This is a genomic window from Clostridium sp. CCUG 7971, assembly GCF_017590215.1.
Lineage (GTDB): Bacteria > Bacillota > Clostridia > Peptostreptococcales > Peptostreptococcaceae > Faecalimicrobium.
In genome coordinates this window covers 1-5,727 of sequence record NZ_JAFFPK010000092.1, presented here as the reverse complement: position 1 = coordinate 5,727, position 5,727 = coordinate 1, and the positions used below count along the sequence as shown (strand labels likewise).

Genomic DNA, 5,727 nt, shown 5'->3' with positions numbered 1-5,727 from the left:
GGGTTGGGCCTGTTCGCCCATTAAAGTGGTACGCGAGCTGGGTTCAGAACGTCGTGAGACAGTTCGGTCCCTATCCGTCGCAGGCGTAGGAAATTTGAGGAGACCTGTCCTTAGTACGAGAGGACCGGGATGGACGTACCTCTGGTGTACCAGTTGTTCTGCCAAGGGCATGGCTGGGTAGCTATGTACGGAATGGATAAGCGCTGAAAGCATCTAAGCGCGAAGCCAACTTCAAGATAAGATTTCCCACCGTAAGGGTAAGACTCCAGGAAGACTACCTGGTTGATAGGTCGAAGGTGTAAGTGCAGTAATGTATTTAGCTTATCGATACTAATAGGTCGAGGACTTGACCAATTAAAATGATTAATTCAATAAATGTTTGTAGTTTTCAGAGTATTAACTTTGAAAAACTTAATAGAAATATTAAGCATAAGAGATTATGTGGTTACAATAGCAAAGAGGATACACCTGTTCCCATTCCGAACACAGAAGTTAAGCTCTTTAGCGCTGATGGTACTTGGTGGGCAACTGCCTGGGAGAGTAAGACGTAGCCACGTAATCTTTTTTATTTTAATAAAAAAGCTGTTAGGGATTTTAATCCTAACAGTTTTTTATATACGCAAATTATGGCTTGTTTAATTTATAAATATATAATGGAGTATAAATAAAATATATACTTAACTAACTAGTTCATGCAAAGAGGCACCATTTATTAATTCATAATATCTGATATAAATTGATCTAACTTATTTAATCCTTCTAAGAAGATATTATCAGAACATGCAAAAGAAATTCTAATATAATTATCCATACCAAAAGCTATTCCTGGTACTACAGCCACATTATATTCTTCTAAAAATCTATCACAAAATTCGATAGAAAAACTTTCATCAAAATTAAATTTTTTAGATATACTCGATAAATCTATAAAGATATAGAATGCCCCATGTGGGTATATATAATCTATATAAGGTATAGAATTAACTCTATCACAAATTAAATCTCTTCTAGACTTATATTCTTTTACCATTTCATTTATATCATTAGAGCAATTTTTTAAAGCTCCATATCCTATATATTGTGCAGTTAAGCTTGGGTGAGATGTTAAATGCCCTTGTATTTTACTGATAGCATTTGCTATTGTTTGATTTGATGCTGAGTAACCTAATCTTAATCCTGTCATGGATACAGATTTAGAAAATCCATTTATTGTTATAGTTATATCTTTTGCACTTTCACTTATAGAAGCAACAGATACAAAACTATTATCAAAGCATATTTTTTCATAGATTTCATCAGCAAGTATATAGATATTATTTTTGATACAAAAATCTAATATAGATACTAATTCTTCTTTAGTATATACAGCTCCAGTTGGATTAGATGGATTATTTAAAATAAGAACTTTAGTTTTAGATGTAACATAAGGTATAAGATCGTTCGGTGTAATTTTAAAATTATTTTCTTTTTTAGAATCTATAAGTATCGGTTTAGCACTAACTAGTTTTATAATTTCTGGGTAACTTACCCAATAAGGTTTTGGAACTAATATTTCATCTTCTGGATTAGTTAAAGCTAATAAGGAATTTGTTATACAATGTTTCGCTCCACTAGATACCACTATTTCGTCTGGAGAATAGTTACAATTATTCTCATTAAGAAGTTTATTGCATATTTCATCTCTGAGAACTTTAAGTCCAGGAACCATATTATATTTAGTTAAATTATTATTAAGAGAACTTATACCACTATATTTTGCATCATATGGAACATTAAAATCAGGCTCTCCAATACTAAGGTCTAAAACATTAATACCTTTAGTTTTCATTTCGGATACTTTAGAGCTTATACCAATTGTATAAGATGGGGCTATAGATGAAACTCTATTAGATAACATGAAATCCTCCTTTATATTTTGAAATTATATATTAAATTAAAATTTTAAATATAGTTTTTACTTGTTTATATATGGAATAATAAGTAAAAAATTGTTATATTAACTTAATATTAGATATAGTATTTATTTATATACCTATACATTATTGTATGACTAAAATATGTATAAAAGTTATCCACAATACATATTATTACAAGCTTTTATTACAATAAAATCTAAAAAAATGAATTCAGCTTTTAACTACATTATATTGTAATTCCAATGGATATATGACTATAGTCAAAAATTATATAAAAAATAACAAAAATATTTATCATTCTTAAAACTATTACAATTGCTTAGGTTCAAATTATCCACATAGCATTTGCAATGATTTCAGTTAATTTGACTATTATGTACAAATTTGGTAATCTTATTTAGTAGCAATTATGAGAATCCCTTTGACGAAGTTAAAGGGGATTTTTTTAATCTTAATATACTATATGTAGTAGTGATTATATAAATATGATACAATATATAGTGATAAGGGGGGATTTTACGAATGATTAATTTAGTTAAAAAAAGAGACGGAAGAGTGATACCTTTTAATGCAGATAGAATAACTAGAGCTATATTTTTAGCAGCTAGTAATGTAGCAGAAAAGGAGCATAAATCACCAGATTATAAATTATCAGAAGAATTAACACAAGAAGTAATAAAAAGATTAAATACTAAATTTATAAATGATGTTCCAGGGGTAGAGGACGTACAAAATGCAGTTGTTAAGGTTCTTATAGAAGAAGGACATGCAAAGACTAGTGAAGAATATATAGTATACAGAACAGAAAGAAGTAGAATAAGAAATTCTAAAACTAGACTAATGAAAGCCATAGAAGAAATAACATTCGCTGATGCAAATGATGCAGATATAAAAAGAGAGAATGCTAACATAAATGGAAATACAGCTATGGGTACTATGCTTCAATATGGAAGTACAGTATCTAAAGAATTTTGTAAGACACACTTATTAAACCCAGAACACTCGTTTGCTCATGATAATGGAGATATACATATACATGACATGGACTTTTTAAACATGGGAACATTAACTTGTTGCCAAATAGATCTTAATAAATTATTTAAAGGTGGATTTTCTACAGGACATGGGTTCTTAAGGGAACCAAATGATATTATAAGTTACTCAGCATTAGCTGCAATTGCTATACAAAGCAATCAAAATGATCAACATGGAGGGCAAAGTATACCTTTCTTTGATTATGGATTAGCAGAAGGTGTATATAAAACATTTAGGAAATTCTATATAAGTAATATATCAAAAGCTTTAAAATTATTTAAAGGTATAGAAGATAACGGAATAATAAAAGATATAGTTTATAAATGTGAAGAAGAAACAGGGATGAAGGTAGGTATAAAAAGAGACGAAAAATATCTATCTGTTGAAAGAGAAAAGTTACAAGCTAAGTTTGATATAAGTGAAGAAAGCGCTAAAAATATACAAGTATTTGCTTTTGATGAATCTATTAAAGAAACTGATAAGAGAACATATCAAGCTATGGAAGCATTTATTCATAACTTAAATACAATGCATTCTAGAGCAGGAGCACAAGTTCCATTCTCTAGTATAAACTATGGAACAGATATATCTGAAGAAGGAAGAATGGTAACAAAGAATATATTATTATCACTAGAAAGAGGATTAGGAAATGGAGAAACTCCTATATTCCCTATACAAATATTTAAAGTAAAAGAAGGCGTTAGTTTAAACCCTGAAGACCCTAATTATGATTTATTTAAATTAGCGTGTAAGGTTTCAGCAAAAAGACTATTCCCTAACTTTAGTTTCTTAGATGCTCCATTCAATGCTCAATATTATAAAGAAGGACATCCAGAAACAGAAGCTACTTACATGGGATGTAGAACGAGAGTTCTTGGAAATGTATGTGGAGAAGAAATAGTTAGTGGTAGAGGTAATTTATCATTCACTACAATAAATCTTCCTAGATTAGGGATAAAACATGGAATAGTAAATAACAAGGAAGCTAATATAGAAGAGTTCTTTAATGAATTAGATCAAAAGATAGATTTAGTTACAGAGCAATTATTAGAAAGAATGGAAGTACAAGGTAATAAGAGAATGAAAAACTTCCCATTCTTAATGGGTCAAGGTGTATGGCAAGGGTCAGATCAACTTGGTCCAGAAGATAAATTATCAGAAGTTATAAAACAAGGTACATTAACTATAGGATTTATAGGTCTAGCTGAATGTTTATTAGGCCTTATAGGAAAACACCATGGTGAAAGTGAAGAAGCTCAAGAATTAGGGCTTAAAATAGTATCTCATATGAGAGAAAGAATGGAAGAAGCTAGTGAAAAGTATAATTTAAACTTCTCTATTATAGCGACACCAGCTGAAGGTCTTTCTGGTAGATTTACAAGAATAGATAAAAAAGCTTATGGCGAGATAAAAGGAATTACGGATAAAGAATATTACACTAACTCATTCCATGTTCCGGTTTATCATAAATTAAGTGCTTTTGATAAGATAAGAATAGAAGCTCCTTATCATGAACTTACTAATGCAGGTCATATAACGTATATAGAATTAGATGGTAACCCATCTGATAACCTAGAAGCTTTTGAGAGTATTATAAAGGCTATGAAAGAACAAGGTATAGGGTATGGAAGTGTAAATCATCCTGTAGATAGAGATCCTATATGTGGATTCTCAGGAGTTATAGAAAGTAGTATATGCCCAGCATGTGGAAGAAATGAAGAAGATAGTGATATCAAGTTTGAAAGAATAAGAAGAATAACAGGTTACTTAGTTGGTACAGTAGATAGATTTAATAACGCAAAACAAGCTGAAGTGCGTGACAGAGTTAAACATAAATAATATAAAAGATAAAGGGGAAATGGATTATGAAGATAAGAATATCATCTCCTACAACTTTTGATAGTATAGTAGATGGTCCTGGTCTTAGAATGGTAGTATGGACACAAGGATGTATCCATAATTGTAAGAATTGCCATAATCCACAAACTCATGATTTGTGTGGAGGATTCGAGGTAGATACTAAAGATATTATTGATAAGTTAAAGATATTAAAATTACAAAAGGGCATAACTTTATCAGGTGGAGAACCATTCTTACAACCAGAAGCTTTAGAAGAAATAGCTAAAGAAGCTAAGGAAAATAAATTAGATATATGGGCTTATACAGGATTTACATTTGAGTATTTGTTAGATAAAAAGAATCCTTCATATTTTAAAAACCTAAATTTGTTAAAGCAGATAGATGTATTAGTAGATGGAAAGTTTATGGAAGAGCGAAAAGATATAAGCTTAAAGTTTAGAGGATCGTCTAATCAGAGAATAATAAATGTACAAAGAAGCTTAAAATATAAGCAAATTATTTTGGCTGAAGAATATATGGAAGATTTATCTGCAGCTAAATAAAAATCTTTTTAATATAAATAAAAATAGTGTAAATAACTTAAAACAAGTTATTTACACTATTTTTTTATCTTTATTGATAATATATAAATAGAAAAATAATTACCTTATATATTATTAATTTATTAAATTAAAATATTTTTTTGTTAATAACTATGTGAAATATGTGGATATTTTTTTTGAAGCAATGAGAAATCAATGTGAATAATATGTTGATAATGTGGATAAATCGTATAGTTAAAATTCAAACTAAAATATATCTAAAAAAAATATTAAAAAAGTGTTGACGATGTTAATTTTAGATGATATAGTTATACTTGTCCTTAAGACGAGGGCAAATAAATAGAAAAACAACAGAAAAAAGTTGACAAAGTTAA

The 5,727-nt window shown here is 29.3% G+C and carries 3 protein-coding genes and 2 rRNA genes; 4 read left to right on the top strand and 1 reads right to left on the bottom strand.

The window, feature by feature from the left end; all coding sequences use genetic code 11:
• Both JWF52_RS12105 and rrf read left to right on the top strand, forming a co-directional pair.
• Positions 1 to 354 (top strand): 23S ribosomal RNA (locus tag JWF52_RS12105); the annotation flags it as partial.
• 86 nt (positions 355 to 440) lie between these two features.
• Positions 441 to 557: ribosomal RNA gene (rrf, locus tag JWF52_RS12100) — 5S ribosomal RNA — on the top strand.
• Between the two features lie 155 nt (positions 558 to 712).
• On the opposite strand, the gene JWF52_RS12095 is transcribed toward rrf, so the two are convergent.
• Positions 713 to 1,897 (bottom strand): pyridoxal phosphate-dependent aminotransferase, encoded by a 1,185-nt coding sequence (locus tag JWF52_RS12095; RefSeq protein ID WP_208333813.1) that lies wholly within the window; start codon positions 1,895 to 1,897, stop codon positions 713 to 715.
• Positions 1,898 to 2,438: 541 nt separating this feature from the next.
• Between JWF52_RS12095 and JWF52_RS12090 the strand changes: the two genes are divergently transcribed.
• Both JWF52_RS12090 and nrdG read left to right on the top strand, forming a co-directional pair.
• Complete coding sequence (locus JWF52_RS12090; RefSeq protein ID WP_208333812.1) at positions 2,439 to 4,790, top strand: anaerobic ribonucleoside triphosphate reductase; 2,352 nt, start codon at positions 2,439 to 2,441, stop codon at positions 4,788 to 4,790.
• Between the two features lie 26 nt (positions 4,791 to 4,816).
• Positions 4,817 to 5,353, top strand: coding sequence for an anaerobic ribonucleoside-triphosphate reductase activating protein (nrdG, locus tag JWF52_RS12085; RefSeq protein WP_208333811.1), 537 nt, complete (start codon positions 4,817 to 4,819; stop codon positions 5,351 to 5,353).
• Positions 5,354 to 5,727 lie beyond the last annotated feature (374 nt).

Coding starts and splice junctions, on each gene's coding strand:
- JWF52_RS12095 (WP_208333813.1), bottom strand. CDS start 1,897: ATGTTATCTAATAGAGTTTCATCTATAGCCCCATCTTATACAATTGGT.
- JWF52_RS12090 (WP_208333812.1), top strand. CDS start 2,439: ATGATTAATTTAGTTAAAAAAAGAGACGGAAGAGTGATACCTTTTAAT.
- nrdG (WP_208333811.1), top strand. CDS start 4,817: ATGAAGATAAGAATATCATCTCCTACAACTTTTGATAGTATAGTAGAT.